General features: G+C 43.5%; 20 protein-coding genes. 14 read left to right on the top strand and 6 right to left on the bottom strand.

Features of this window, described 5'->3' with window-relative positions:
- Window positions 1-15 precede the first annotated feature (15 nt).
- From lysS to ACRRSX_RS16880, 5 genes are all read left to right on the top strand, one after another.
- Complete coding sequence (gene lysS / locus ACRRSX_RS16900) at window positions 16-1,497, top strand: lysine--tRNA ligase (RefSeq protein WP_432456151.1); 1,482 nt, start codon at window positions 16-18, stop codon at window positions 1,495-1,497.
- Window positions 1,498-1,610: 113 nt separating this feature from the next.
- Complete coding sequence (locus ACRRSX_RS16895) at window positions 1,611-2,066, top strand: DUF1499 domain-containing protein (protein WP_432452049.1); 456 nt, start codon at window positions 1,611-1,613, stop codon at window positions 2,064-2,066.
- 213 nt (window positions 2,067-2,279) lie between these two features.
- The gene (locus ACRRSX_RS16890; protein WP_432452050.1) at window positions 2,280-3,263 is read left to right on the top strand and encodes a substrate-binding domain-containing protein; all 984 of its coding nucleotides are present in this window, start codon (window positions 2,280-2,282) and stop codon (window positions 3,261-3,263) included.
- A 455-nt stretch (window positions 3,264-3,718) separates the two neighbouring features.
- A complete protein-coding gene (locus tag ACRRSX_RS16885; protein WP_432452051.1) occupies window positions 3,719-4,702 on the top strand; it encodes a substrate-binding domain-containing protein in 984 nt (327 codons plus the stop codon).
- A gap of 248 nt (window positions 4,703-4,950) precedes the next feature.
- The gene (locus tag ACRRSX_RS16880; protein ID WP_432452052.1) at window positions 4,951-5,697 is read left to right on the top strand and encodes a carbonic anhydrase; all 747 of its coding nucleotides are present in this window, start codon (window positions 4,951-4,953) and stop codon (window positions 5,695-5,697) included.
- A gap of 376 nt (window positions 5,698-6,073) precedes the next feature.
- Here ACRRSX_RS16880 and ACRRSX_RS16875 read toward each other — a convergent pair whose 3' ends face one another.
- From ACRRSX_RS16875 to ACRRSX_RS16865, 3 genes are read right to left on the bottom strand one after another with little or no spacing between them, the layout of a single operon-like run.
- Complete coding sequence (locus tag ACRRSX_RS16875) at window positions 6,074-6,637, bottom strand: DJ-1 family glyoxalase III (RefSeq protein WP_432452053.1); 564 nt, start codon at window positions 6,635-6,637, stop codon at window positions 6,074-6,076.
- Window positions 6,630-7,568 carry a ketopantoate reductase family protein gene (locus ACRRSX_RS16870; protein ID WP_432452054.1) on the bottom strand — a complete coding sequence of 313 codons (939 nt, stop codon included), beginning with the start codon at window positions 7,566-7,568 and terminating at the stop codon, window positions 6,630-6,632. The genes ACRRSX_RS16875 and ACRRSX_RS16870 overlap by 8 nt, the downstream gene beginning before the upstream one ends.
- Complete coding sequence (locus ACRRSX_RS16865; protein ID WP_432452055.1) at window positions 7,511-7,876, bottom strand: VanZ family protein; 366 nt, start codon at window positions 7,874-7,876, stop codon at window positions 7,511-7,513. The genes ACRRSX_RS16870 and ACRRSX_RS16865 overlap by 58 nt, the downstream gene beginning before the upstream one ends.
- Before the next feature lie 74 nt (window positions 7,877-7,950).
- Here ACRRSX_RS16865 and ACRRSX_RS16860 point away from each other — a divergent pair, with 74 nt between their 5' ends.
- On the top strand, window positions 7,951-8,433 hold the full coding sequence (locus ACRRSX_RS16860) for a YajQ family cyclic di-GMP-binding protein (RefSeq protein WP_432452056.1): 483 nt from the start codon (window positions 7,951-7,953) through the stop codon (window positions 8,431-8,433).
- A 175-nt stretch (window positions 8,434-8,608) separates the two neighbouring features.
- Here the strand turns inward: ACRRSX_RS16860 and ACRRSX_RS16855 are convergent, their stop codons facing one another.
- Window positions 8,609-9,607, bottom strand: coding sequence for a substrate-binding domain-containing protein (locus ACRRSX_RS16855; protein ID WP_432452057.1), 999 nt, complete (start codon window positions 9,605-9,607; stop codon window positions 8,609-8,611).
- A 344-nt stretch (window positions 9,608-9,951) separates the two neighbouring features.
- Window positions 9,952-11,070, bottom strand: a complete 1,119-nt coding sequence (locus tag ACRRSX_RS16850) for an ABC transporter ATP-binding protein (protein ID WP_432452058.1) — start codon at window positions 11,068-11,070, stop codon at window positions 9,952-9,954.
- 282 nt (window positions 11,071-11,352) lie between these two features.
- On the opposite strand from ACRRSX_RS16850, the gene ACRRSX_RS16845 reads away from it, so the two are divergent.
- From ACRRSX_RS16845 to ACRRSX_RS16815, 7 genes are all read left to right on the top strand, one after another.
- Window positions 11,353-12,591 (top strand): extracellular solute-binding protein, encoded by a 1,239-nt coding sequence (locus ACRRSX_RS16845; protein ID WP_432452059.1) that lies wholly within the window; start codon window positions 11,353-11,355, stop codon window positions 12,589-12,591.
- Between the two features lie 55 nt (window positions 12,592-12,646).
- Window positions 12,647-13,951, top strand: a complete 1,305-nt coding sequence (locus ACRRSX_RS16840; RefSeq protein ID WP_432452060.1) for an ABC transporter permease subunit — start codon at window positions 12,647-12,649, stop codon at window positions 13,949-13,951.
- Between the two features lie 10 nt (window positions 13,952-13,961).
- Window positions 13,962-14,804: a sugar ABC transporter permease gene (locus tag ACRRSX_RS16835; protein ID WP_432452061.1), complete on the top strand. Its 843-nt coding sequence runs from the start codon at window positions 13,962-13,964 to the stop codon at window positions 14,802-14,804.
- 2 nt (window positions 14,805-14,806) lie between these two features.
- Entirely contained in the window at window positions 14,807-16,042 is a 1,236-nt protein-coding gene (locus ACRRSX_RS16830; RefSeq protein ID WP_432452062.1) for a glycoside hydrolase family 53 protein, read from the top strand.
- A 21-nt stretch (window positions 16,043-16,063) separates the two neighbouring features.
- The gene (locus ACRRSX_RS16825; RefSeq protein ID WP_432452063.1) at window positions 16,064-18,136 is read left to right on the top strand and encodes a beta-galactosidase; all 2,073 of its coding nucleotides are present in this window, start codon (window positions 16,064-16,066) and stop codon (window positions 18,134-18,136) included.
- 246 nt (window positions 18,137-18,382) lie between these two features.
- Window positions 18,383-19,636 carry a maltoporin LamB gene (gene lamB / locus ACRRSX_RS16820; protein ID WP_432452064.1) on the top strand — a complete coding sequence of 418 codons (1,254 nt, stop codon included), beginning with the start codon at window positions 18,383-18,385 and terminating at the stop codon, window positions 19,634-19,636.
- A gap of 149 nt (window positions 19,637-19,785) precedes the next feature.
- Window positions 19,786-21,522: a methyl-accepting chemotaxis protein gene (locus ACRRSX_RS16815; protein ID WP_432452065.1), complete on the top strand. Its 1,737-nt coding sequence runs from the start codon at window positions 19,786-19,788 to the stop codon at window positions 21,520-21,522.
- A 56-nt stretch (window positions 21,523-21,578) separates the two neighbouring features.
- Here ACRRSX_RS16815 and ACRRSX_RS16810 read toward each other — a convergent pair whose 3' ends face one another.
- Complete coding sequence (locus ACRRSX_RS16810) at window positions 21,579-23,033, bottom strand: SLC13 family permease (protein WP_432456152.1); 1,455 nt, start codon at window positions 23,031-23,033, stop codon at window positions 21,579-21,581.
- A gap of 577 nt (window positions 23,034-23,610) precedes the next feature.
- Between ACRRSX_RS16810 and ACRRSX_RS16805 the strand changes: the two genes are divergently transcribed.
- A complete protein-coding gene (locus ACRRSX_RS16805; RefSeq protein ID WP_432452066.1) occupies window positions 23,611-24,243 on the top strand; it encodes a YiiX/YebB-like N1pC/P60 family cysteine hydrolase in 633 nt (210 codons plus the stop codon).
- Window positions 24,244-24,686 lie beyond the last annotated feature (443 nt).

The raw sequence follows: 24,686 nt of genomic DNA, 5'->3' as shown, positions 1-24,686 counted from the left end.
CAAACAGAACAAAGTCTGGAACAAGTAACACAAGAAGAAAATAAACTAATTGCAGAGCGTCGCGCTAAGTTAGACAAGATCCGCGAAAACTGTGCAGCCAATGGCCATCCAAATCATTTCAAACGTGAGCATTTAGCAGACAGTTTACTGCAAAGTTTTGGTGAACTGTCTAAAGATGAGCTTGAACAAGCCGGTAATGTGGTGAGCATTGCAGGTCGTATTATGGCGAAACGTGGTCCATTTTTGGTGTTACAAGATGTTTCTGGTCGTATTCAAGCTTATGCGCCAAAGCCGGTACAACAAGCGCTTAAAGAAATCGGTGGCTTAGACATCGGTGACATTATTGGTGTTAAAGGAGCGCTACACAAGTCGGGTAAGGGCGATCTCTATGTGAATATGGATGACTACGCTTTATTGACCAAAGCCCTACGTCCCTTGCCTGAGAAGTTCCACGGTTTAACCGACCAAGAGCAACGTTATCGCCAACGTTATGTTGATTTGATCATGAATGAAGATTCACGTACGACCTTCATGATCCGCTCTAAAATTATCTCAGCCATCCGTCAATTCATGATTAAACATCAGTTTATGGAAGTGGAAACACCGATGATGCAAGTGATTCCTGGTGGCGCGACTGCGCGTCCATTTGTGACTCACCATAACTCCCTCGACCAAGAGATGTTCCTGCGGATTGCGCCAGAGCTATATTTGAAGCGTTTAGTGGTAGGTGGCTTTGAGCGAGTGTTTGAGATTAACCGTAACTTCCGTAACGAAGGTTTATCACCTCGCCATAATCCAGAATTCACCATGATGGAATTCTATATGGCTTATGCAACCTTCGAAGATTTAATGGATCTCACCGAATCGATGTTGCGCAGCATTACCCAAGAAGTATTGGGTTCAAGCGTAGTGCGTTATGGTGACGAAGAATTTGATTTTGGGAGTACCTATCAGCGTATTCCAATGAAGCAATCGATTCTGGATTTCAACCCTGAACTGGGTGTTGAACAGTTGCAAAGTCTCGAGGCTGCCAGCGCAGTGGCGAAGCAACTTGGTATTGAAGTGCAAGCCAATTGGGGTCTTGGTAAAGTGATTACCGAAATCTTTGAAGAGACCGTTGAGCACCGTTTGATTCAACCGACTTTCATTACCGAATATCCAGCGGAGGTGTCTCCTTTAGCTCGTCGTAATGATAACGATCCGATGATTACCGATCGTTTTGAATTCTTTGTGGGTGGGCGTGAAATTGCCAACGGTTTCTCTGAGTTAAATGACGCACAAGATCAAGATCAACGCTTCAAAGACCAGGTTTCACAAAAAGATGCCGGTGATGATGAAGCGATGTTTTACGATGCAGATTATATTACTGCGCTAGAACATGGTTTAGCACCGACTGCTGGGCAGGGGATTGGCATTGATCGCTTGGTGATGTTGTTCACCAACAGCCATACTATTCGTGATGTTATCTTATTCCCAGCGATGCGCCCGCAAGCTTAACTATTTAAAAAGACTGAACAAGCCAAGCACTTTTAGCGAAGTGCTTGGCTTTTTTTTGCTTTACAGTGAGCTATAGTCGTGAATACAGGTTTGAGTGGTGAATAGGCGAGATAATGAAGATGGTGTTGCTTGGGACGGTTTTGGTACTACTGGTATTGCTTGGGGGGATGAGTTATCAAAACCTCAAAATGCCAAGCAACCTCGGCCTCAAGGATGGTCATTTAGCTGCGCTGGCGAGCACGCCTAATGGCGTGTCAACAGAAGCTCAAAACGAGAGTAAAAAAGTTGCGGCGTTACCCTTTAAAGGGGATTTAAAACAAACTCAATTGGCTGCTTTAGGCGCGTTGGCGAAAATGGGGAACAACCAAGTGATGCTCCGTAATGAAGTTTATGTTCACACGGTGTTTATTACCGCTAAGCTGCGCTTTCGCGACGATGTTGAGCTGTACTTTGACCCACGACAACAGCAAGTTCATTTTCGTTCGCAGTCTCGAGTCGGTTACTCTGATCGAGGAGTAAATTTGGCGCGTTATCGGCAGTTTGCCAAGCTCTATACGGAGCAAGAGTGAGCAAATCATAGCGCCTCGCTTTTAACTTGAGACTTAGCGGTGTTGTCTAGGCATGCTTGTTTTACATTTACCGATAGGAAAAATTCAGCGCTTACTGGGTACTTTCTTTTTCAATAAAGCGTGACCGAGTGTCCAAATGCTAGATGTTCTCTTTACCAAGATCGATTTGTTGTCTTAGCTTATTAAAGGATTATCACTAGACGCGGTATCAGCATGAAGTCTTTACTGACTATTTTAACGGTTTTTATTCTGAGTCTTGGGACTATGGCGCAGGCGCAAAAACTCCGTTATTTGGTGATCCCCAAAAGTGTCGACTCTCCTTTTTTTGATGCCGTGGAAAAAGGCTGCAAGCAAGCTGCGATCGAGTTAAATGTTGAGTGTCTCTATCTCGGGCCCGAAGAAGCGGATGCTCGCTTTCAAGATACCATCATTCGTCAGCAAATAGACGCCGGGATTGATGGGATTGCGGTTTCGGTGATTAACTCTCGGGTGTTGGTTAACCGTAGTATGTTGTTGGCAGCCCAAAAAAACATCCCGGTCATTAGCTTTGATTCGGATTTTTCGGAGCAAGCCCTGCAAGATAATCCTCAATTACGTTATAGCTACATTGGCAGTGATAACTTTCAGTTTGGCTATCAATTAGGCCTACTAACCAAGCGCTTAAAACCGAAAGGAGGGGTCTTTTGTATTTTGTCTGGACATCGAGCTGCGGCGAATATGGAAGAGCGCATGGCTGGCGTGTATGCGGCTTTAAAACTCAATGATGAGCATAAGAATGAGCTTTGGGAAGAACATACTCGCTGCCCAATTTACTCTGATGATGATGCACATAGAGCACTCTCTAATTTAGAAAAAATGCTGCGCTTACATGCCTATGCTCCTGAGTTATTAGATGTGTTAATTAATCTAGGTACCGGCGCTCAAACATTAACATTAAAATACACCGACGTTGTTAGCCCCTACCTCAAGGAACTTAACTCACGACAATTGATCTTGCTGTTTGGCGATACCTTACCTAAGCAAAAACAGTTGTTAATCGAAGGCTTAGCTCATGGAAATGTAGGCCAAAGGCCCTATGATATGGGGTATCAGGCGATTTACGCACTACATAGCATTAGGCAGGGCAAAACACTTGCGCCAATCATTTATACTGATTTAGAAGTTTGTGTGCAGGGGCAACAGCCACTTTGCCATTGATGTAGTGCGTGGCTTTCGCCGAGCCTCGGGCGTTTTAGCATTCCTTAATAACCGTTTTGTCGACTGGTTAATGCTTTTGGCTTTAGCCCTCAACAATGATTATAAGGTTTACAATCAGCATCGCAGAATACTGAACGCCCTCTACTAAGAGCCGAGAATCCACTACGGTTGATATTCATAGCGCTTACCTCTTATCTGTTTGTTTGTCTTTACCATACAAAAAAACCAAGCCATCGGCTCTCCCTTTTCAATTTCCGAGCGATGCGTTCCGTTAATCAACAGACTCGTTGAACCTCAAATAGTTATTTTTAGCTGCGGATAGATTGTATTTAGTGCTTATTTTACGCCTCCCCTTCACAAAGCGTGATCAGGTATTCAAATGCTGGATATTCTCTTTACCAAGGCTGATTTATTGACTTAGCTTATAACAGTGCTTAATCAGACGCGGTGTCACCATGAAATCTCTATTGATCATTTTAGCGGTTTTTTTTCTGAGCTTTGAGGCGATGGCGCAGCAGCATAAACTCCGCTATTTAGTGATCCCAAAAAGTATCGATTCTCCCTTTTTTGATGCTGTGGAAAAAGGCTGCATGCAAGCAGCGGCAGAGCTAAATGTTGAGTGTCTCTATCTAGGCCCCGAAGAAGCCGATGCTCGCTTTCAAGATAAGATTATTAGTCAGCAAATAGAATCGGGAATTGATGGGATTGCGGTTTCGGTGATTAACTCTCGGGTGTTGACCAAGCGAAGTATGCTGTTAGCTGCCGAAAAAAATATCCCGGTGATTACCTTTGATTCGGATTTTTCTGAAGTCGCTTTGCTGAAAAATCCTCAGTTACGTTATAGTTATATCGGTAGCGATAACTTTCAGTTTGGCTATCAACTGGGCCTACTTGCTCAGCGTCTTAGGCCACAAGGCGGGGTATTTTGCGTGCTTTCCGGTCACCGTGCCGCGACTAATATGCAGGAACGCATCAGTGGCCTATATGCCGCGTTAGGGAATAATAATCAAGATGAAGCGCCGCTCTGGGAAGAGCATACCCGCTGTCCTATTTTTGCCGATGACGATGCCGATAGAGGGCTGACCACTTTAGATAAAATGATCCGTTTACATATGTATTCTCCAGACTTGCTAAATGTATTGATTACCTTGGGTATGGGGGCCCAAGCAACGCCCTTAAAATATACTGACTCGGTCAGTCCTTACCTTGACCGACTTAACTCACGCCAATTGATCTTGTTGTTTGGGGATACATTACCGAAGCAAAAGCAGTTGTTAGCGGAAGGTTTCGCCCATGGCAATGTCGGCCAAAGGCCCTTTGATATGGGGTATCAGGCCATCTATGCACTCCATTCAATTGGTCAGGGTAAAACACTTGCGCCGATCATCTATACCGCTTTGGAAATTTGCGAACAGGGGCAACAACCGCTTTGTCAGTGATAAGCTGAGTTTGCCTTGCCTTACTTGCCTCAGATGATACCGACCGGTACGTCGCGCTTGCAGCTATTGTTAAAACTGATGATTTGTTCCAGATATTTTGAAGAGGCATTTGTGGGCGTAAATTTTACTTTGCTTAGCTGAACAAGTTTATCTCGACTTAATGGTTGGTGTTTTGCTTAGCAGGCCGTATAAAAGTCATCAGCATAATTTTATGACATATCGTGTAATCAATAAAAAGGAAATAATGAATGAATAAGGCTTCGATTAAACTGAGTGTATTGGCTTCAGCGCTGCTTATATCTAGTACCGTCATTGCTCAAGAAGGTAATCATTGGGGCTATACCGGACATCAAGGCCCGGAGCATTGGGCTGAATTGTCACCCGCTTTTGCGACTTGCGCGAGTGGTGTCAATCAGTCACCTATCGATATCAGTGACAGTGTCGAAGGCGAATTAGCGCCCTTGTCTTTTGACTATCAAGTGGCGGGTCAGCAAATTTTGAACAATGGCCATGCGGTGCAAGTCAATTATGCAGCTGGTAGCAAACTGAGTGTTGACGGTCACAGTTTTGAGCTGAAGCAATTTCATTTTCATGCTCCCAGTGAAAATACCATTGAAGGCCAGTCTTTCCCAATGGAAGCTCATTTTGTACATGCCGATGCTGAAGGCCATTTAGCGGTTGTGGCGGTGATGTTTGAAGCAGGTAAAACAAATCCAGAGCTTGCCAAAGCGTGGGCACAATTGCCGCATAAAACGGGTGAGAAATTCAAGCTTGAGCAGCAAGTGAGTGCCCTTAGTCTGCTTCCGGAAGATCATGATTACTATCGTTTTAATGGCTCGTTAACAACGCCGCCTTGTAGCGAAGGTGTGGTTTGGTTAGTGATGAAACAGCCGGTGAGTGCATCGAAACAGCAAATCGAGCAATTTGTTGAAGTATTACATCACCCTAATAATCGCCCAGTACAGGCGCGTAATGCCCGCGTTGTGATTAAATAATCCTCGCTTGTTGGTCAAACTTAGCGCCCATGGCGCTAAGTTTGACTCCCTCATAGAATCTTCTTTTTCATTTTTTTCCAAGTTTGATTTGATCATTGTTGCTTGAAAATACATGAGGTTAAACTAAGAAGGCTTTATTGTTCTTTGTTTGATGGCGTTGGCGCTCATAGATTTTTCGAATCAAGATGTTGTCGCTGAATTAGCCAAAATCTGGGTCATTCACACTTGCAAGTGGCCGGAGACTATTGGCATATTCAAGATTATTGAGTCTACAGCGGTTGCTATTAGAACATGTCGGCTCGTCATCGACATTGTTACTTGCAATCACGAGGCGAAGCATAAATTTTTGTTGGCTGGACTAAGAAAATTGTTGAGGCTATTTGGCCATGATCATCGGTATTGCAATCGAGTCAGCGAGTGCTTGCCCTTTAATTTGTGCCACTAGCGCCAGGCTAAATTCGATGGCTGTTCCCGGTCCTTGACTAGTAATGAGTTTATGGGGGTGATCCACCACTACTCGTTGCTTGGTTCGTTGCGTTTTGGGCAGTCTTTGTTGAAAAACCGGATGACCCGTTACCTGAGCTCGACCCAGCAGCTGATGGTGTGCCAGTACGATAGCGGGGGCTGCACAAATAGCCGCTAACCACTGCTGAGCATGGCGTTGTTGCAGCATGGTGATTAAGTCTTCACTATCTCGAAAACGTTCGCTTCCGGGGACCCCTCCCGGTAGTACAAACATGCAATAGTCGTTAGCGGAAATCTGCGAGAGCAACTTGTCTGCGACCAGCTTCACACCCCGAGACGCTGTGATTTGTAGTTGTTCATCGGCATCGACGCTGACTACATCGACCTCTATTTCAGCGCGTCGTAATACGTCGATTATGGTCACCGCTTCTATTTCTTCACTGCCAGAAGCAAGTGCTACCATCACTTTATCCATGGTGACTCTCCAATAATTTAATTTGTTCCAACAATGCTTTATGGTGCTGACAAGGCAGCTGGTGGATTTCGGCTAAGCGAACTACATAACCATTAATGTAGTCGATTTCGCTGGGTCGGTGATGTCTTATGTCTTGCTGCATTGAGGAATAGTTGTGGGCGGTATTGCTAGCCACCATTAATACCGTGTCAGTTAAGGTTTGCGAAGATAAGTTTATCCCCCCGGCTTGGGCCACTTGGCTAAGTTCTTGGCTCAACGCGTCGATTTGTTGGCGGTAGCGCGTTTGTAGGAGCTCGCCATTGGTGCAATTGTGGATGGCTGTGAGCGGGTTGATGCAGCAGTTTACTGCCAATTTTAACCACAAGGCTTGATAGATATTGTCTTGCCACAGTAAAGGGGCGATGGCGTTTTGAATCGAGTTGAAATGCTCAGGTGCGGCCTGATTGCGGATCACCGAGCCGATGTCTATTCTACCTAAACCGGTATGTTTCACGCTTAATTGCCCGGCTGTTTTTTGTTGTAGCAAAACGCCATGGGTATTACTGGCCAAACAAAGATGACCCGTGTCAACGCGGCTTAATAGTGGCGTGTGGGCGCCTAAACCATTCACCATTAGTAATACTTGGCAATCTTTGGGGATCTTGAGGTGTTGGATGGCTGGGCGCACTTGATGGGCTTTCACGCAGATAATAAGCCAATGACAGTCGGGTATTTGAGTGAGTACCGGTACATCCAGCTGGATTGTACCTTTGGTTAAACTGGTGACGCTCAGCGCTAACTGGCTGGAAACTGTTTGTCGACTATCGACAAAACAGACCGAATTTTGCAGCCCTATATGTCCGGCCAACCAGCCCCCAATGGCGCCAGCGCCGATTATTGCGCAGTGATACATCGATTCACCTTTTTCAATAATGCCCAACGACTCAACCATAGATAACTACCAATGCCCAGCAAATCGGCCAGTAGATCTGCCACCGATGCTTGGCGATAGCTGGTAAAACTTTGGCATAACTCGATCAGCGCACCAAATGCTAGCAAGCAGAGTAGGTTTATTTTATTTGAAAATAGGGCTAATTGAGCTAACCAAGCCAAATAGAAGAAGCAGCCGTAGTGTAAAATTTTATCGGTGTTTTGTAATGGACCTTGCAGTGCCATGGGGCGTAGCGCTAATACAAATACTGTAATTAGACTAATGAAAAATAGGCTACGGAAGATTAATCTGCGTTGGTTCGCCACCACACCATACTCTTTTGCTGACAAAGGGATATAATGCAATATTTTCGCATAAGGTCAGATCTAAAGGGAGAGAAAACATGCCTTCTTTTGACATCGTTTCAGAAATAGAAAGCGCAGAAGTTCGTAATGCGTGTGAGAATGCCGCTCGTGAATTAGAGATCCGTTTTGATTTTCGCGGGGTGGAAGCCAGCTTTGAATATAAAGACGACAGCGTCAAAATGACCGCCGAAGCTGAATTTCAGCTTAATCAAATGCTTGATATATTGCGGGGAACTTTAGTGAAACGCTCGGTTGATACCAAGGCTATCGATCTTGCGGATATTGTTCATACTGGCAAGACTTATTCGCAGATGGTTAATTTTAAAAATGGTATCGATCAAGCTATTGCTAAAAAGGTCGTCAAGCAAATTAAAGATGCAAAATTGAAAGTGCAGGCCTCTATTCAAGGTGACCAAGTTCGAGTAACGGGTAAGAAACGCGACGATCTTCAAGCGGTGATGAGCTTGATGCGCGCTGCTGATTTTGAACAGCCCTTTCAGTTTAATAACTTTCGCGATTAAAAGGTGTATTTAACTTTTTATTACACCCTTCGTTAGTTTTTTGATGATGCGGCTTGGCATTCACTGATCGTGGGTGATGGATCAGTGGCTTGTTGTGCTCGCTCGGGTCGAATCGCTTGCGTGGCTAGTGCTTGAGCGATAGGGCCGTATTACAAGTACGATTCGTACCAGTGAATTATTTATTTGCGACCGATAAACGCTGTACTAAAGTGGGCACAAAAATCTGTATGTCATTATAACATGGCTCTTTGTTTGCCAGTTTTAAAGCTAAATTAGCCGCTTTTTCTGCCATCATTTGGATCGGATAGCGGATCGTGGTTAATTTGGGATGTAAGTACTTCGCAATCAGGCCATCATCGAAACCAATTAATGACATCTCTTCAGGGGCCTTGATGCCATTTTCCTCAATGATTGATAGTGCCCCTGCTGCCATATAATCGTTATAGGCTGCCACTGCCGTAATGGGTAAGTTTTTGGTCAGTAGATTGGTCATGGCTTGCTCTCCACCTTTTTCATCGGGAGAACCGTATTCGATATGGCTTGCACTGTGCTCAAGCTGGTAAGCCTTGAGGGCATCGATGTAGCCATTCTTCCGCTGTTCTACATCTTCAATATTGTGATTCGAACAAATATAGCCGATGGATGTGTGGCCTTTTTTTATCAGAAATTCGGTCGCGAGATAGGAGCCTTTGTGGTTATCCAAGGCAATACAGCGCTCAGCTATTTCGGGGATAAAGCGGTTGATCAGTACCATCGAAGGTATTTCATGGGCAAATTCTATCAGCTCTTCATTACTCAAGGCTTTACTATGAACAATCAGTGACTCGCAGCGACTATTAATTAACAGTTCAATGGCTTTGCGTTCGATCTCGGCATTGTGGTAGCCGTTACCGATGAGCAAGTGTTTTCCATGTTGTAGCGCGATGATATCGATTGCTTTGACGATGCCGCCAAAAAACGGATCGGAAACATCGCCAATTAATACCCCGATGGTATTGGTTGATTGGTTGACTAATGCTCTGGCGTTGGCGTTGGGTCGATAGCCAATGTCTTTCATTGCCGCTTTCACCGCAACCTTGGTTGCCTGGCTAGATTTCCCGGAGTTATTAATGACTCGAGATACAGTCGCAACGGAGACTCCCGCTTGCTTGGCGACATCCTTGATGGTTGCCATTATTACCTCTTTGTATTAATGGGCTGTTGTGACGCATTCCATGCGTACAATCATTAAAAATTAGATTCTCATTAAACATGAAAATGAGCATATTTAACACTAGGGGCTTAGCAAAAATGATAAAAGCACAGCTATTTGGGGGCTCTTATCGATCGGTCGATCTTTCGCGCTAAGAACCATGAAACAGAGTGAACAGCGCAAATATCGTTCAATCACCACTTAAACTGCCAGGCAGCATTTGTCGAGGGAAATATTGCCTGCTTTACAACTAAATAGCACAGGTTTCTCCTTATCGAAACAGTCGACAAACCGCTGCCGCAATCATCTTGAATACTCTGCTGACCTTAGGCGTTGGCTGCGTTTTCAAGGACTGGTTTAAATTGTTTAATATTTTGCCCTTGCGGATTAAATACATGAATAGAATCAGTATCGGTGTAAAGCGTCATTGATGTATAAGGCTTGAGTGGGCAATCTCCAGAATTAAGGAATTTAAAGTTTTCGATGCCATAGCTTTGACCAAATACATAGGTGCTGCTGCCTAAACGCTCGACCACTTCAGATTGAAATTCGATAGCAAACTCACCTGCATCTAGGTTGAGGTGTTCTGGTCGGATCCCTAAAGTTAACTCGTCACCTAGTGCGCATTTCTCGGTGCTAATATTTAAGCTGGTTTCTTGGGTTTGCCCTGCAATTTTTACTCGAAGCGTTTCTTCTGACCAATGGCAGACGGTTGCGGGTATAAAGTTCATTTTGGGTGAACCGATGAAACCAGCTACAAATTTATTCGCTGGATGGTAATAAAGATCCATTGGACTCCCAAATTGCTCAATGGCTCCTTCTTTAAGCACCACTATTTTATCTGCCAAAGTCATGGCTTCGACTTGGTCATGGGTAACATAGACCATGGTTGATTTTAGTTCTTGGTGCAGTTTGGCAATGTGTAGCCGCATATCGACTCGTAGTTCGGCATCTAAGTTGGATAAGGGTTCATCAAATAAGAATACATCTGGGTTACGAATAATTGCTCGACCAATGGCGACGCGTTGACGTTGACCGCCAGATAGTTGCGCTGGTTTTCGGTCTAACAAGGCTTCAAGTTGCAGGGCTTGCGCCACTTGGTGAACTTTCTTTGCAATTTGTTCTTTGGGGGTTTTACTCACTTTTAGGGCATAGCCCATGTTTTCGGCGACGGTCATATGTGGGTATAAGGCATAGGATTGGAAGACCATTGCCACCCCTCGTTGGGACGGTTGAACATCGTTAACGACCCGATCTTTAATTGATATAGTACCTTCGCTGATATCTTCTAGACCCGCAATCATACGTAGCAGGGTTGATTTACCACAACCTGATGGTCCAACAAAAACCACAAATTCCCCATTATTAATGGACAGATTTACATGATGGATTGTCTGTGTCGCGCCAAAACGCTTTACAACATTCTCTAGTTTAATTGAAGCCATAGGGGATTTCCTCGAGTTAGTTTTCGCTTTGCCATATGTTTCATCAGAGGACAAAGGCGTTTTCCCAAATTAGATAGATAAGGTTTTCATTGGATTATACGTAGAGAGTGTAAACGTTACCCCTTTTTTTCTTTTTTTTTGCGTATGTGCTCACGAATATAGTTATTCAGTGTGGAATTTGCGCATTGTGTAGGCGTATCTTTGCGGTGTAATCGTTTTCTCTGGAGCAGGGCTGACGACAATATAAGCGATAAATCCTACACAAATAATTCAGGAGACGTGATGAAAAAACTTACGATTTGCCAAGCAGTATCGGTCGCACTTATTGCGGGGAGTGCCTTGAGCTCTGCAACAGTGTTTGCTCAATCTAAGTTGTTGGTCTGGGAAGACATTCAAAAAGCAGTTGGTAATGAAGAAGCAACGAAGCAATTTGAACAAAAATTTGATGTGAAAGTGTCGGTTCAGGAACTGCCATATGGCGGTCAAGTTGAGTCATTACGGATGGATGGCCCAGCAGGGACTGGTCCTGATGTGATTAACTTACCTCACGATCAAATTGGTAGTGCGGTGGTTCAAGGTTTGTTGGTGCCGTTGAAGGTGGATGCTGCAGTTCTTGATACCTTTACCAAATCATCGATAGACGCCTTGAGTTACAAAGGTCAGTTGTATGGGATCCCTAAGGCGGTAGAAACCGTAGTTATGGTATATAACAAAGATTTGTTACCCGAACTGCCCGCCACCATGGAAGAGATTTATCAGTTGTCGTTAAAAGCCCGCGAGCAGGGTAACTATGGTCTGTTGGCTAAATGGGACGAGATTTATTATGCCTACGGAATTGTGAAAGCAATGGGCGGCGATATCTTCGCTAAAAACGCCGATGGTTCTTATGATGCGAAGCACTTGCTATTGAATACTGATGGTGCGGTTGCAGGTGGTCAATATATCGAGAAATTCTTTAAAAATGGTGCATTTCCAAGCGGTATCATAGGCGATTCTGGTGCGAATGCGATTGATTCACTATTTACTAGTAAAAAAGCTGCCATTGTACAGACCGGCCCTTGGTCTTTTAAACCTTATGAAGAAGCTGGCATTAACTTCGGTGTTGCGCCGCTGCCGACTTTACCTAACGGTAAACCGATGAGTTCGTTCATGGGGGTGAAGAGTTACAGTGTTTCGACCTACTCTAAAAATAAAGATCTAGCTCTTAAATATATCGAGTTCATTAATAACTATGACAACGCCAAACGTCGTTTCGAACTGACTGGTGAAGTTCCAGCAGTAAAAGCTTTGATTGATGATCCGATTGTTAAAAATAATCCTGGTGCGAGAGCGGTTGCTATGCAGTCAGCACATGCCACTCCAATGCCGTCGATTCCTGAGATGAATGAAGTGTGGGGGCCTGCTAATAGTGCCTTGCAACTGATTGCTACAGGTAAACAGACGCCAAAAGATGCATTAGATAGTGCAGTACAAGCGATTGAAATGCAGATTGAAGCCAATCAAGCGATGATGGGCCAATAGTCTGTGGTTGTCAGCCTGAGTGTTTCAGGCTGACATAGTTGTATAGGAAAAATTTATGCCTTCGATGTCTCAAGATATATCACCGAGCAATATTAATTCTAATACTCAGCACCGTATTTATGCGGCTTGCTTGTCTATTATTCCCGGGCTAGGTCAGTTATATAATAAGCAGCTGGCAAAATCGGTGATATTTTTTATTTTCGTACTAAGTTTTGTTGGGGTTTTTCATGATTTTTTAACATCAGGCTACTGGGGGTTATTCACTTTAGGTGAATCACTGCCAGAAGATAACTCTGTGTTTCTACTTGCCGAGGGTATTATTTCGGTGATCGTTTCTGTGTTTGGGATCGGGGTTTACGCCTTATCGATTTACGATGCCTATATTAATGGAAAACTGAGAGATCAAGGCAAAGAACTTAATTCTATTCGTCGCCAATATCGTACGGTGCTAGAGTCTGGTTTCCCCTATTTAATGATTTCGCCAGCTTTTATTTTGTTGGTATTTGTGGTGGTTTTTCCCATCGTTTTCGGTTTTGCTATTGGTTTCACTAATTACAATTTATACAATTCTCCGCCAGCGAAGTTAGTGGATTGGGTTGGCCTTAAAAATTTCATCAATATCTTTGAAATTAATCTATGGCGGAAGACCTTTATAGATGTGTTGCAGTGGACCGTGATCTGGACCTTGCTTGCGACCACTCTGCAGTGCACGGTGGGGGTTTTATTAGCGATTCTGGTGAATCAAAAAGATCTTAAGTTTAAACCGCTGATTCGAACTATTTTTATCCTACCTTGGGCGGTCCCCGGTTTTGTGACCATCCTTATTTTCACTGGGATGTTTAATGAAACCTTTGGGGTAATAAATAACGTCGTATTACATGCCTTTGGGATTGATCCTAAGTCTTGGTTAACTGACCCTTTCTGGACTAAAACAGCATTAATTTTAATTCAAACATGGCTTGGTTTCCCCTTTGTATTTGCGATGACTACTGGGGTACTACAGGCGATTCCGAATGACCTGTATGAAGCGGCGACTATTGATGGCGCGAGTAAATATCAGCAATTAAAAACCATTACCATACCTTTGGTTTTATATTCGATAGCACCCATTCTAATTACTCAATATACCTTCAACTTTAATAATTTTAATATTATTTACTTGTTTAATAATGGAGGTCCGGCGGTGATTGGCAGTAATGCAGGTGGAACTGATATTCTGGTGTCATGGATTTATAAATTAACCATGTCTTCTTCCCAATATTCTATCGCAGCGGCGATTACTCTGCTTCTTTCTATCTTTGTAGTGGGTATTGCTCTATGGCAATTCCGTATGACCAAGTCTTTCAAAGAAGTCGCTTAAGGGATTCACGATGAGCATTAAACGTAGTAAATATATTCGGTTATCTTTAAGTTATCTGCTAATTATCGCGATAAGTATCATCATTATTTATCCCTTGATGTGGACGGTGGGGGCATCTTTTTATCCTGGTAATAGCATCATGGGCGATTCAATATTCCCTGATCAACCGACTTTAAGTCATTATTTGACCCTATTTAAAAATGACAAAGTGTCTTATTTAACTTGGTATTGGAATAGTTTGAAAATTAGTGTCATGACTATGGTCTTAACGCTAATTAGTGTTTGCTGTACTTCTTACGCCTTTTCTAGGTTTAGGTTTAAAGGCAGAAAGAATGGCTTAGTGCTGTTTTTGCTGCTGCAAATGGTGCCGCAATTTTCAGCCCTTATCGCCATTTTTGTTCTGGCACAAATGTTGGGACTCATTAATAGCCATATCGCTTTGGTATTGGTTTATGTCGGCGGAATGATCCCAATGAATACCTACTTGATGAAAGGTTACTTGGATGCGATTCCTAAGGACTTGGACGAGTCTGCACGAATGGATGGTGCGGGAAGTTTTCGGATCTTCATCGAAATCATTATGCCTTTGTCCAAACCGATTATTGCGGTCGTCGCTTTGTTTTCCTTTACCGGACCATTAGGCGATTTTATCTTGGCGACCACTATTTTACGTACCCCCGACAATTACACCTTACCAATTGGTTTGTACAACTTGGTTGTCGAAAAAATGGGTGCCAGTTATACAACTTACGCAGCTGGAGCAGTATTGATATCTATTCCAGTCGCCATTTTATATTTGTCCCTACAAAAATACTTTGTATCAGGATTAACCGCAGGAAGCACAAAAGGGTAACCATGAAACATTTAACTCTACTTTCTTTGGCAGCCGTGTTGTCAAGCTCTGTTATCTTAGCGGGCTGTCAGTCAGTCACGTCTTCGTCAGCTCAGACCAATGCTGAACCTCAGCTACAGTCAATCGTTCCAGCTCAGGTACGCAGTGACTTTATTAAAGGGGTAGATATCTCGATGATCCCCGAAGTTGAGGCGCTTGGTGGAAAATACTATCAAGATCACCAGCAGATGGATCCCTTAAAAATTATGCAGCAACATGGGATTAACTATGTACGTATGCGGGTGTGGGTGAATCCACAAACGCTAGACGGTAAACCTTATGGTGGTGGTAATTCGACCCTAGCTCGGGCAATTGATATTGGCCAACGCGCTCATCAACTCGGCATGAAGTACTTGTTGGATATTCACTACAGTGATTTTTGGACCGATCCGGGAAAACAGTTTAAACCGAAGGGCTGGGAGACATTATCTTTTGAGCAATTGGTAGGCAAAGTGGGGAGTTATACAACCGAGGTGATGCAGGCCCACCGTGACGCTGGGGTAATGCCAGATATGGTGCAAGTGGGAAATGAGTTAAACAGTGGCATGTTATGGCCTGAAGGAAAAAGCTGGGGAGGCGATGGCAAAGAATTTGATCGTTTGGCTGCGTTACTTAAATCAGGTATCACCTCAGTAAAGGCCGCCTACAGGAGTGATCAGCAAGTAAAAATTATGCTTCACCTCGCGAAGGCGGGTGATAACGGTCTGTTTAGATGGTGGTTCGACGAGATAACCAAGCGTGATGTTGATTTTGACATTATTGGTATGTCTTATTACCCCTTCTGGCATGGGCCTGTGGCGGCGGTGAAAGCCAATATTGCGGATGTCGTGAAACGCTACCACAAACCGGTGATTATTGCCGAAACGTCTTACGCCTATACCGCTAAAAATGGTGACCAGTTGGCGAACGCTTATACCGGTGAAACGCCTGCTGAGGGCTATCCGGTATCGGTGCTTGGCCAAGCTAAGTTTCTCAAAGACATGATGGAATTACTAAATAATGTGCCTGATCAACAGGGCTTAGGACTCTTCTACTGGGAACCTGCATGGTTACCGGTGGCAAATGCAACTTGGGCAACTGAAGAGGGTATGACTTACACCGATGATCATTGGCAGGCGGGTAATTCTTGGGATAACCAAGCCTTATTTGATTTTGAAGGAAATGTTTTGCCTTCAATGCAAGTGTTTAACGGTCAGTAGTCATTGTTTTAAGGACATATTATGAGTCATTTTTCGCCAATTATTCCAAATGTAAAGGGTTTGCTCCATGGGGCGGATTATAATCCAGAGCAATGGTTAGATCGTCCCGATATTCTCGAACGAGATATTGAATTAATGAAGCAAGTTCGCTGCAACGTGATGTCGGTTGGCATCTTTAGTTGGGCGGCGATAGAGCCTCAAGAAGGCCAGTTCAATTTTGGCTGGTTGGATCAGGTGCTGGATCGTTTGGCCGAGAACAATATCTCGGTATTTTTAGCAACCCCTAGTGGCGCTCGTCCGGCGTGGTTATCGCAAAAATATCCCAGTGTGCTGCGCGTGAACAATGCACGGGTGAAGCAATTGCATGGCGAACGGCATAACCATTGTTATACCTCGGTCGATTATCGCGCCAAGGTGGCAATGATTAATCAGCAATTGGCTGAGCGTTATTCCTCCCACCCAGCGGTGATAGCATGGCATATTTCTAATGAATATGGTGGCGATTGCCATTGTGATGAGTGTCAAAGTGCATTTCGGCTTTGGTTACAAAATAAGTATCAGAGCCTGGATGAGCTGAATCAAAAATGGTGGAGCCAATTTTGGAGTCATAATTACTCGAGTTGGTCACAAATTGAGTCGCCTTCGTCAATCGGCGAAAATTCAGTGCATGGTTTGAAGTTGGACTGGAAACGTTTTGTGAGTGAACAAGTCACCGACTTTTGCGTGCAAGAAGTTAAGCCCTTGAAAAAAGTGAATGCCAAGCTGCCGGTGACTGCAAACCTAATGGAGTATTTCTACGATTATGATTACTGGAAGTTAAGTCAGGCCATTGATATTGCTTCTTGGGATAGTTATCCCTTGTGGCATCAGGGGCAGGATGATCTGGGTTTGGCCTGTTATACCGCAATGTATCACGACTTGATGCGCAGCTTGAAAGACCAACCCTTCCTATTAATGGAGTCAACGCCAAGCCAAACCAACTGGCAACCAGTGACAAAGTTGAAGAAACCAGGGATGCATTTGCTTGCCTCAATGCAGGCTGTTGCTCATGGTTCAGATTCGGTGCAGTATTTTCAGTGGCGTAAGAGCCGTGGTTCGGTAGAGAAGTTCCATGGTGCAGTGGTCGATCATGTCGGTCATGTTGATACGCGAGTCGGTAAAGAAGTGGCACAAGTCGGCCAACGACTACAACAGCTTTCGGGACTCGCCGGCAGTCGAACGGCAGCAGAAGTTGCCATTATTTTTGATTGGGAAAGTCGTTGGGCTATGGATGATGCGCAAGGCCCACGTAATGAAGGTTTGTTTTATGAGCAAACGGTGAATGATAATTACCGTGGTTTTTGGGAGCAGGGGATTAACTGTGATGTCATCGAACAGTTATCTGACTTCTCTACATACAAAGTGATTGTCGCTCCTATGCTTTATTTGATTAAACCCGGTGTTGCAGAGCGTATCGAAGCCTTCGTTAATCAGGGTGGGGTATTTGTTGCCACCTATTGGAGTGGCATTGTTGATCAAAATGATTTGTGCTTTTTAGGTGGATTCCCTGGCGGAAGTGACAGTCCTTTACGTCATACCCTTGGCATTTGGGCCGAAGAGATAGATTCCCTTTACGATGAAGAGCGGATAGAAGTTGTGGCAGAGCCAATTAATCCATTGGGTCTGAGTGGAGCATACCAAGCGCGCCATCTATGTGAATTAATCCATTGCGAAGGGGCTGAGATTATCGCGCGATACAATAGTGACTTTTTTGCGGGGATGCCAGCTGTCACCTGTAATCGCCAAGGCGAAGGTTACGCCTATTATATTACGTCTAAGAACAGTCTCGATTTTAACCGTGACTTTTATCAAGGGATTATCCGCCGCCATCACTTAACGAGGGTGATCAATAGCGAATTACCTCAGGGGATATCGGTCACCAAGCGTCACAATCAAAGCACTGAGTATCTATTTGTCATGAATTTTTCAACCCAAGAGAAAGAATTATTATTAGATGATACAAACTATGTTGATGAAAGTACTCAGCATAGTTTAATAAATGCTCAAATTAAACTTTCTGGCTATGAAGTAAAAGTATTTAGCAGACCAATATAGCCTTATAAACCTTATTCCTTGTAATGTCTTAGCCAGCTTATTAAAAGCTGGCTTTTTTTTAGTTCCATCAATATATGTGACTCATATAGCAAAAGTTAATAAAATTAAGTAAAAAATGTAAACGTTTCCATTTGTTGGGTGAATGTCGCGAATTTTTGTTGTTTAATAATATTACAATGTGTTCTGGCTAAGGCTTGTTATAAAAGCAAAGCTAGATGCAATAATTACAAAAAGTATAAGGATGTTATGATGAAAAATAGTTTAAAACCGGTTGTTTCTGCGGTACTTCTTGCAATGGTGGCAGCGCCAGCGTCTGCGGTAGATTTTAGTGGTTATGTGCGTGCTGGAATAGGTATTGATACAGCCGGCGGCGGTGTGCAAGGCGGCGACGAATTTCAGAAGCAAAAGCTTGGTCGTCTAGGAAATGAATTTGATACTTATTCTGAAATTGGCCTAGGTCAGGAATTATTTAACGACGATGGCAAGAGTGTCTATTTTCAAAGCATGTTTGAAATGTCATCCGATGGTTTTTCTGAGACAGAAAAGACCACCGATGACAGTGCGAACTTCTCGATCAAGCAGTTAAATATGCAAGCCAAAGGGTATATTGCTGCTGCTCCAGAAGCGGTCGTTTGGGCGGGTAAACGTTTTTATCAGCGTCATGATTTGCACATTATCGATACCAAATACTGGAATGTATCGGGTTACGGTTTTGGTCTGGAGGGGGTTCAAATGGGCCCTGGTGCATTGTCTACGGCAATTATTCGTGGTGACCAGGATGGTTTAAACATCAACTATGTTGATGTTCGTTATGCGGGAATGAAACCTTGGCAGGGCGCTTGGGTAGAAGTTGGTATTGATTACGGTATGACCAATCCTACCGACCAGCAAGAAAAGGATAACGTAGATTTTGACAATGGCTTGATGCTTACTGCAGAACTAAGTCAAAGCTTCTCTATGGGTTACAACAAAACTGTATTGCAATACATGGACAAAGGACTGGCGCAAAACGCGGTCTCGCAAGGCGGTGGTTGGTACGATGTATGGAGTGGTGATGTAAATAGCGCTAAAGGTTATCGCTTGATTAATACTGGTGATATTAACATTGGTGATAATATCATTATTGATCATGTGTTTACCTACGGTTATGCGCAAGACCACGGTGTTGTAAATGGTGTTAAAGTTGACGATGAAACGCTGCTTTCGTTAGTCGCTCGCCCGACCTATAACTGGTCTAAATACAATAAAACAGTATTAGAACTAGGCTACTTTACGCAAACTAAGAAATTGGTTAGCGGTTCTGAAAGCAAAACTGGTGGTAACAAAGTGACTATTTCACAAGTCTTAGCCACTGGTGAAGGCTTCTTTGCTCGCCCTGAAATTCGTTTCTACGCAAGTTACTTTAAAGATACCGAAGGAAAATCTTTTAATGTTGTTGATCAGGTTGCTCAAGATGAAGATTCAGTCAAACTAGGTGTTCAAATCGAAGCTTGGTGGTAGGCCGATTAGAACAGAGCGGTGCATGATTGCACCGCTTTTTTTCGTTTTTTATCAAACGGTAGCAGGCAAGCTTAGAGCTGAATGGACTTTAGATCGTAATAGAGTGCTGTTGCTTATGCTGAGTTGAGGTTATTTAGGATCGTAAATGAATGAAGTATCTCTCGTTTAAAAACAAGATCATCGCCTTGATGATAGCAACCATTATGGTCACTATCATTTCATCCTACTTTAGTGTTCGCCATGTGATTAGTGCCTATATTTATAAATCCTATGTGAGTGATGTAGAAAGTCAGGTCAACTTGATCCGTGGAGAGGTTGAAAGAAGTATTCAAGCGAAAGTTGATCTCATTCAAAGTGTCGACTTTGGAATTATGGCGATCCGTTCAACCAAGGATAAATTGGGTTTTTTAAGTGTCGTAAAGGTGATTAATAATTTAGCCCTTAGTGATAAGGGAAGCATGCCTAAAGCAGAAGCGAGCCTTTACATCAAGCAGGTTAAAAATCACCCCGATGGTATTCAGGTTAGCCAGGTATCGATATTAGATGGTGTACCTGTCGTTATTATTTCGAAGAAGAAAAATAATATTGTCGATTTTTTTACGCTTGATTTGACATACTTAGAATCTCTAGTTAAACGTTTTCATAAAATCAACACTTATTTGCAAATTACTTCTGATAATGACACCTTGATTTATTCAAATAAGCCAAGTGTTAATTTAGAAGTGAATGAAGGAACATTAAATTTTTATGGCCAGACTTGGCACTTAAATAGTTTTATCGACGTGGCGGATATACATAGAATCACCAAGTCTATTAATGAAAGCATCAACTTCTATTTGATAGTCTGTGCCTTGATTATGCTTTCTCTGAGTATTTTTATATTACATTTTACCTTTAAACCCTTAATCCGTTTGCGAACTCTGGTTTATGGTCTTTCCCAGGGAGAGGGGGATTTAACTCAGCGCTTGGAAGTTAAATCTAAGGATGAGTTGGGAGAGATTTGTCATTCAATTAATATGTTTACCGACCAATTGCAGAAGATTTTTGTACATATCTCAGAATCTAATGTGCATATTAACACGGTGATCCAACAGCTTAGTCAGCAATCTAAGCGTAATATTTCGGCGATTGAGGAACATAATGCTGAAAGCCGAGAAATTGTACGCTCTATCGAGCAGTTGAGTGCTTCTTCCGATAATATCGCAGAAGGGGCCAACGAAACCGCCGAATATACCCAAAATGTTCGTGTTAATGTTGAGCAGTCCAGTGAGTCTAGCAAGCAGGCTGTTCATAGTGTGCAAGTGTTAATTGAAGATATTAGTGTTGTGGCGAACTCGATATCTGAGATGGATGAAGGGGCCAAAAATATTGGCGATATTCTTTCTACCATTGGTTTTATTGCCGATCAAACAAACTTACTGGCTTTGAATGCGGCGATTGAAGCAGCCAGGGCAGGCGATAAAGGTCGAGGTTTTGCGGTTGTGGCGGATGAGGTGCGAGCCTTGGCGGCAAAAACAACGGCGTGTACCACCCAAATCAATGACATGTTGAATTTTTGGGGGAGAACCAGTCATCATATTAGCTCCAGAATGGATGATACTCATGCGAGCTGTGATTCTTCTCAAGCTATTACTCAAGTGATGATGGAAAAACTCGATTTGATGCGTGAATCTACTGAGCGAATTCATCAATTGAACGCTAATATGTCAGGCTCCGCTAATCAGCAAAATACTATTATGCAGGAAGTTCGAACTAACATGTCTCGGGTGGAAAGTTTTGTTGAAAAGATCCGTAGCAATGAGTTGACGAGTATTGAAATCAGCGATGAGCTGCAAGATGTATCTAATGAGCTGACTCACTTTATTGCGCGTTTCAAACTTGCCTAGCTGATGAGTGATTGATAGCGCGAGTCAGCACCTGACTCGCACATGCTGGGCTCGTATTAAGACAGCAGTATGATTTCGATTAAGTAGTAACTAAAAAGGCTGATCAATACGATACCGACGAGGTTAAGCATAAAGCCAGCTTTAACCATTTGTTTAATATGTAATTGACCAGAAGCAAATACGATGCTGTTGGGTGGAGTTGCAACGGGCATCATGAAAGCACAACTGGCAGCTAAGGCTGCCGGAACCACTAATATCATCGGGTTCGACCCCATCGACTCGGCAATTGGCCCGAGCAGTGGCAGAAAACCTGCCGCGGTGGCGGTATTACTGGTGATTTCGGTAAGGAAGATGATTGCTGTGGTGACGATAACGATCACCCAAATCAGTGAATAGGTAGAGGCTGCGCTTAAGCTGAGCCCGATGAAATCAGCCATCCCCGAACTTTTGATCTGGGCCGCTAAACTTAAGCCTCCTCCAAATAACATCAATACTCCCCATGGCAATTTTTTGGCTGTATCCCAGTCCATCACCATGACTTGTTTACGCCAATCCACTGGAATGACAAACAGGCTGACGGCAGCCATCATGGCGATCCCGGTATCGCTGATCGCCAAGCCGCTATAAGACGCCAACAAGGGGCGTAAGATCCATGCACAAGCGGCTAGGGTAAATACAACGGCGACAACTTTCTCCGGTGGCTTCATTGGGCCTAATTGATGGAGTTGCTGACGTAACATTTCAGCTGAGTTTCCCTGACTTCGATTGGGTAAGCGATAGTTGATTCGAGTTAGCCATATCCAAGTAATGAATAACATCGAAATTGAGAGTGGCAAACCGATGAGCATCCATTCGCCAAAGCCGATGTGGATATCGTAGGAGTCGGCTAAATACGCTGCGAGTAAAGCGTTGGGGGGGGTACCAATCAGGGTGGCTACCCCCCCAATACTTGCTGAATAGGCAATGCCTAACAGTAGCGCGGCACTGAAGTCTGGTTGCTGCTCTTGTTTGGACATCATCCCAATGATCGACAGCCCTATGGGGAGCATCATCACTGCGGTGGCGGTATTGCTCATCCACATGCTTAAAAAAGCGGTGATCAGCATAAATCCGCCTACTTGTTGCGCTGGTTTGTCCCCGACGGTGAGCATTGCGACTAGTGCTATTCGTTTATGCAGATCCCAGCGTTCCATCGCCAGACTCAGCATAAATCCGCCCATGAATAGGAAGATTAAGGGATGAGCAAAGGATGCGGTGGCAGCTTTTAAACTGGCGATGCCGAGTAGTGGGGACAAGACCATTGGTAAAAATGAGGTGACGGGGATCGGAACTGCCTCGCTGACCCACCAAATTGCCATCATGGTGGCCAATCCCATGGTCACCCATGCTTGTTGGGGCAGCCCTTCAAAGGGAGGTGGAATAAAGAGAGTCGCAATTAAGCTTAATGGGCCAAGTAGTAAGCCGCATAGTTTGGCGAGGTGTTGATGTTGATAATTGGGATGGCTGACCATCGAGTTCATAATAATACCTTAAGATTTAAGGGGTTTTCTGCTATTAGCTATAGCAGAAATTTATCGACTACGCCGAACAAAAAGGTGTGTTTGCGTTACTCATTGATGGCTTCTGTGTAAAGCAATAGCAAGTCCTTGTTCAAATCTACTTTTTTAAGTGATGGTTTATCGTCCAATCTAGAAAAGTAATTCTATTTAGAGGTCGTTTATTGTTGGTTTAACCACGGATTATTGGGGTTTTTATAGTAAAAATATACAAAGTCTGCTTTTATGACAATTTTAAAATTAGTTAATTGATTTTAAACGGTATTTTATAGATATATAATTATTTTACTTCATGGTTTCTGATTGCTTTGAATGGGGGGCAAGATATTTAAGGGTAAAAAATATGCATTTTTAGTCACAAATACAGATGTGTATATAGTTGATATAGGTTTGACAAAATTTCATCGGGGGAACATTTGTTAGCATCAATTGTTATAAATGGCATTTTCAGTGAATATTTACAATAAATTCGCATAATGGTAGGTTTTGTTTGAATGGGTAAAATGTAATTGATCATATATAGCGTTAATGGATGATGCAGCAACAGTTATTGAATCAGCTTAAAACTGGCGATTTAGTCTTTTTTTCGAGTAAGGGGCTTGGCAGTAGTCTCATTCGTGTGGGGACTTTTAGTCCTTGGTCACATGTCGGCATGGTATTGCAGTTAGCAAATTATGATTTTGTAACCTTGTGGGAGGCAGTACCGAGTCGAGATGGGTTTTGCCTTTATGCTCAGCGCGCGAGTAAGGGCGTGCAGGTGGTTGCCCTGGAAGAGCGGGTTGCACAGCATCAAGGTGATGTTGCGGTACGCCAATTGATGGGCGAAGAACTTAATCAAGCCGCGTTAGACAATTTGATGCAATTACTGGAACAGCTACAGGGGCGCCGTTATGAGCAAGACTTCTGGCAATTGACTCGTGCTGGTTGGGATGGGCCATGGGGTGGAAATAGCCAAGACTTGTCTTCATTATTTTGCAGTGAGTTAGTGGCAGCGGCTTACCAGCGCTTAGGTCTTCTAGATGAGACTAAGCCTGCAAATGAGTATACCCCAGCTGATTTTTCTGAAGATGCGCTGCGAGAGTTAAATTTCGGATTCTACTTATCCGAAGAAGTTGAGCTGCTTAAGCAAGAACCGTCCATTGGTGAATTTAGCTTTAGTGTCTAACTAAATTAAAGCAGTTGTGAACGCCATCGGTGAACCCCTGCATCGATGGCTTCGCAGCGTGAGTATTCAGATCTGTGAAGTCTATGTTTTGTCCTCTCTCTTCTACATCAACCTAACTACCGTTATCGTGCGCCGTGATGTTGTTTCATTGTATCTGAATGATGGTGCTTGGTTTTAGTCCGCGCGATCATATGCAGTGCCGGTATCTGGATCTGGATCTGGATCCATCTTGGCTTCGGCTGCAGCATATCCTCAAACTCAAACTCAAACTCAAACTCAAACTCAAACTCAAACTCAAGCCAAACCAAGCCAAGCCAAGCCAAAGAGGACGGTTAACAGCGTTTTATGTGTCATTTTCTTTGGTAAAAAAGGCTTGGGTGCTTGCTTGTTACTTAAGCGTGATAAAGGGGAGTTCGCTTAATTATTTGTGACGAGGATCGGTC

The sequence above is a fragment of the Agarivorans sp. QJM3NY_30 genome (assembly GCF_050870855.2).
In the GTDB taxonomy this organism is placed as follows: Bacteria; Pseudomonadota; Gammaproteobacteria; order Enterobacterales; family Celerinatantimonadaceae; genus Agarivorans.
Note: the sequence above shows the minus strand (reverse complement) of the source record. Positions and strands in the feature narration are given on the sequence as shown.

What these genes read in the sequence shown, in the direction of transcription:
- ACRRSX_RS16855 (WP_432452057.1), bottom strand. Translation starts at nt 9,607, where the DNA reads ATGGCAACCATCAAGGATGTCGCCAAGCAAGCGGGAGTCTCCGTTGCG.
- ACRRSX_RS16810 (WP_432456152.1), bottom strand. Translation starts at nt 23,033, where the DNA reads ATGGTCAGCCATCCCAATTATCAACATCAACACCTCGCCAAACTATGC.
- ACRRSX_RS16890 (WP_432452050.1), top strand. Translation starts at nt 2,280, where the DNA reads ATGAAGTCTTTACTGACTATTTTAACGGTTTTTATTCTGAGTCTTGGG.
- ACRRSX_RS16870 (WP_432452054.1), bottom strand. Translation starts at nt 7,568, where the DNA reads ATGGTTGAGTCGTTGGGCATTATTGAAAAAGGTGAATCGATGTATCAC.
- lamB (WP_432452064.1), top strand. Translation starts at nt 18,383, where the DNA reads ATGATGAAAAATAGTTTAAAACCGGTTGTTTCTGCGGTACTTCTTGCA.
- ACRRSX_RS16845 (WP_432452059.1), top strand. Translation starts at nt 11,353, where the DNA reads ATGAAAAAACTTACGATTTGCCAAGCAGTATCGGTCGCACTTATTGCG.
- ACRRSX_RS16840 (WP_432452060.1), top strand. Translation starts at nt 12,647, where the DNA reads ATGCCTTCGATGTCTCAAGATATATCACCGAGCAATATTAATTCTAAT.
- ACRRSX_RS16835 (WP_432452061.1), top strand. Translation starts at nt 13,962, where the DNA reads ATGAGCATTAAACGTAGTAAATATATTCGGTTATCTTTAAGTTATCTG.
- ACRRSX_RS16885 (WP_432452051.1), top strand. Translation starts at nt 3,719, where the DNA reads ATGAAATCTCTATTGATCATTTTAGCGGTTTTTTTTCTGAGCTTTGAG.
- ACRRSX_RS16880 (WP_432452052.1), top strand. Translation starts at nt 4,951, where the DNA reads ATGAATAAGGCTTCGATTAAACTGAGTGTATTGGCTTCAGCGCTGCTT.
- ACRRSX_RS16825 (WP_432452063.1), top strand. Translation starts at nt 16,064, where the DNA reads ATGAGTCATTTTTCGCCAATTATTCCAAATGTAAAGGGTTTGCTCCAT.
- ACRRSX_RS16850 (WP_432452058.1), bottom strand. Translation starts at nt 11,070, where the DNA reads ATGGCTTCAATTAAACTAGAGAATGTTGTAAAGCGTTTTGGCGCGACA.
- ACRRSX_RS16895 (WP_432452049.1), top strand. Translation starts at nt 1,611, where the DNA reads ATGAAGATGGTGTTGCTTGGGACGGTTTTGGTACTACTGGTATTGCTT.
- ACRRSX_RS16830 (WP_432452062.1), top strand. Translation starts at nt 14,807, where the DNA reads ATGAAACATTTAACTCTACTTTCTTTGGCAGCCGTGTTGTCAAGCTCT.
- ACRRSX_RS16860 (WP_432452056.1), top strand. Translation starts at nt 7,951, where the DNA reads ATGCCTTCTTTTGACATCGTTTCAGAAATAGAAAGCGCAGAAGTTCGT.
- ACRRSX_RS16815 (WP_432452065.1), top strand. Translation starts at nt 19,786, where the DNA reads ATGAAGTATCTCTCGTTTAAAAACAAGATCATCGCCTTGATGATAGCA.
- ACRRSX_RS16805 (WP_432452066.1), top strand. Translation starts at nt 23,611, where the DNA reads ATGATGCAGCAACAGTTATTGAATCAGCTTAAAACTGGCGATTTAGTC.
- ACRRSX_RS16875 (WP_432452053.1), bottom strand. Translation starts at nt 6,637, where the DNA reads ATGGATAAAGTGATGGTAGCACTTGCTTCTGGCAGTGAAGAAATAGAA.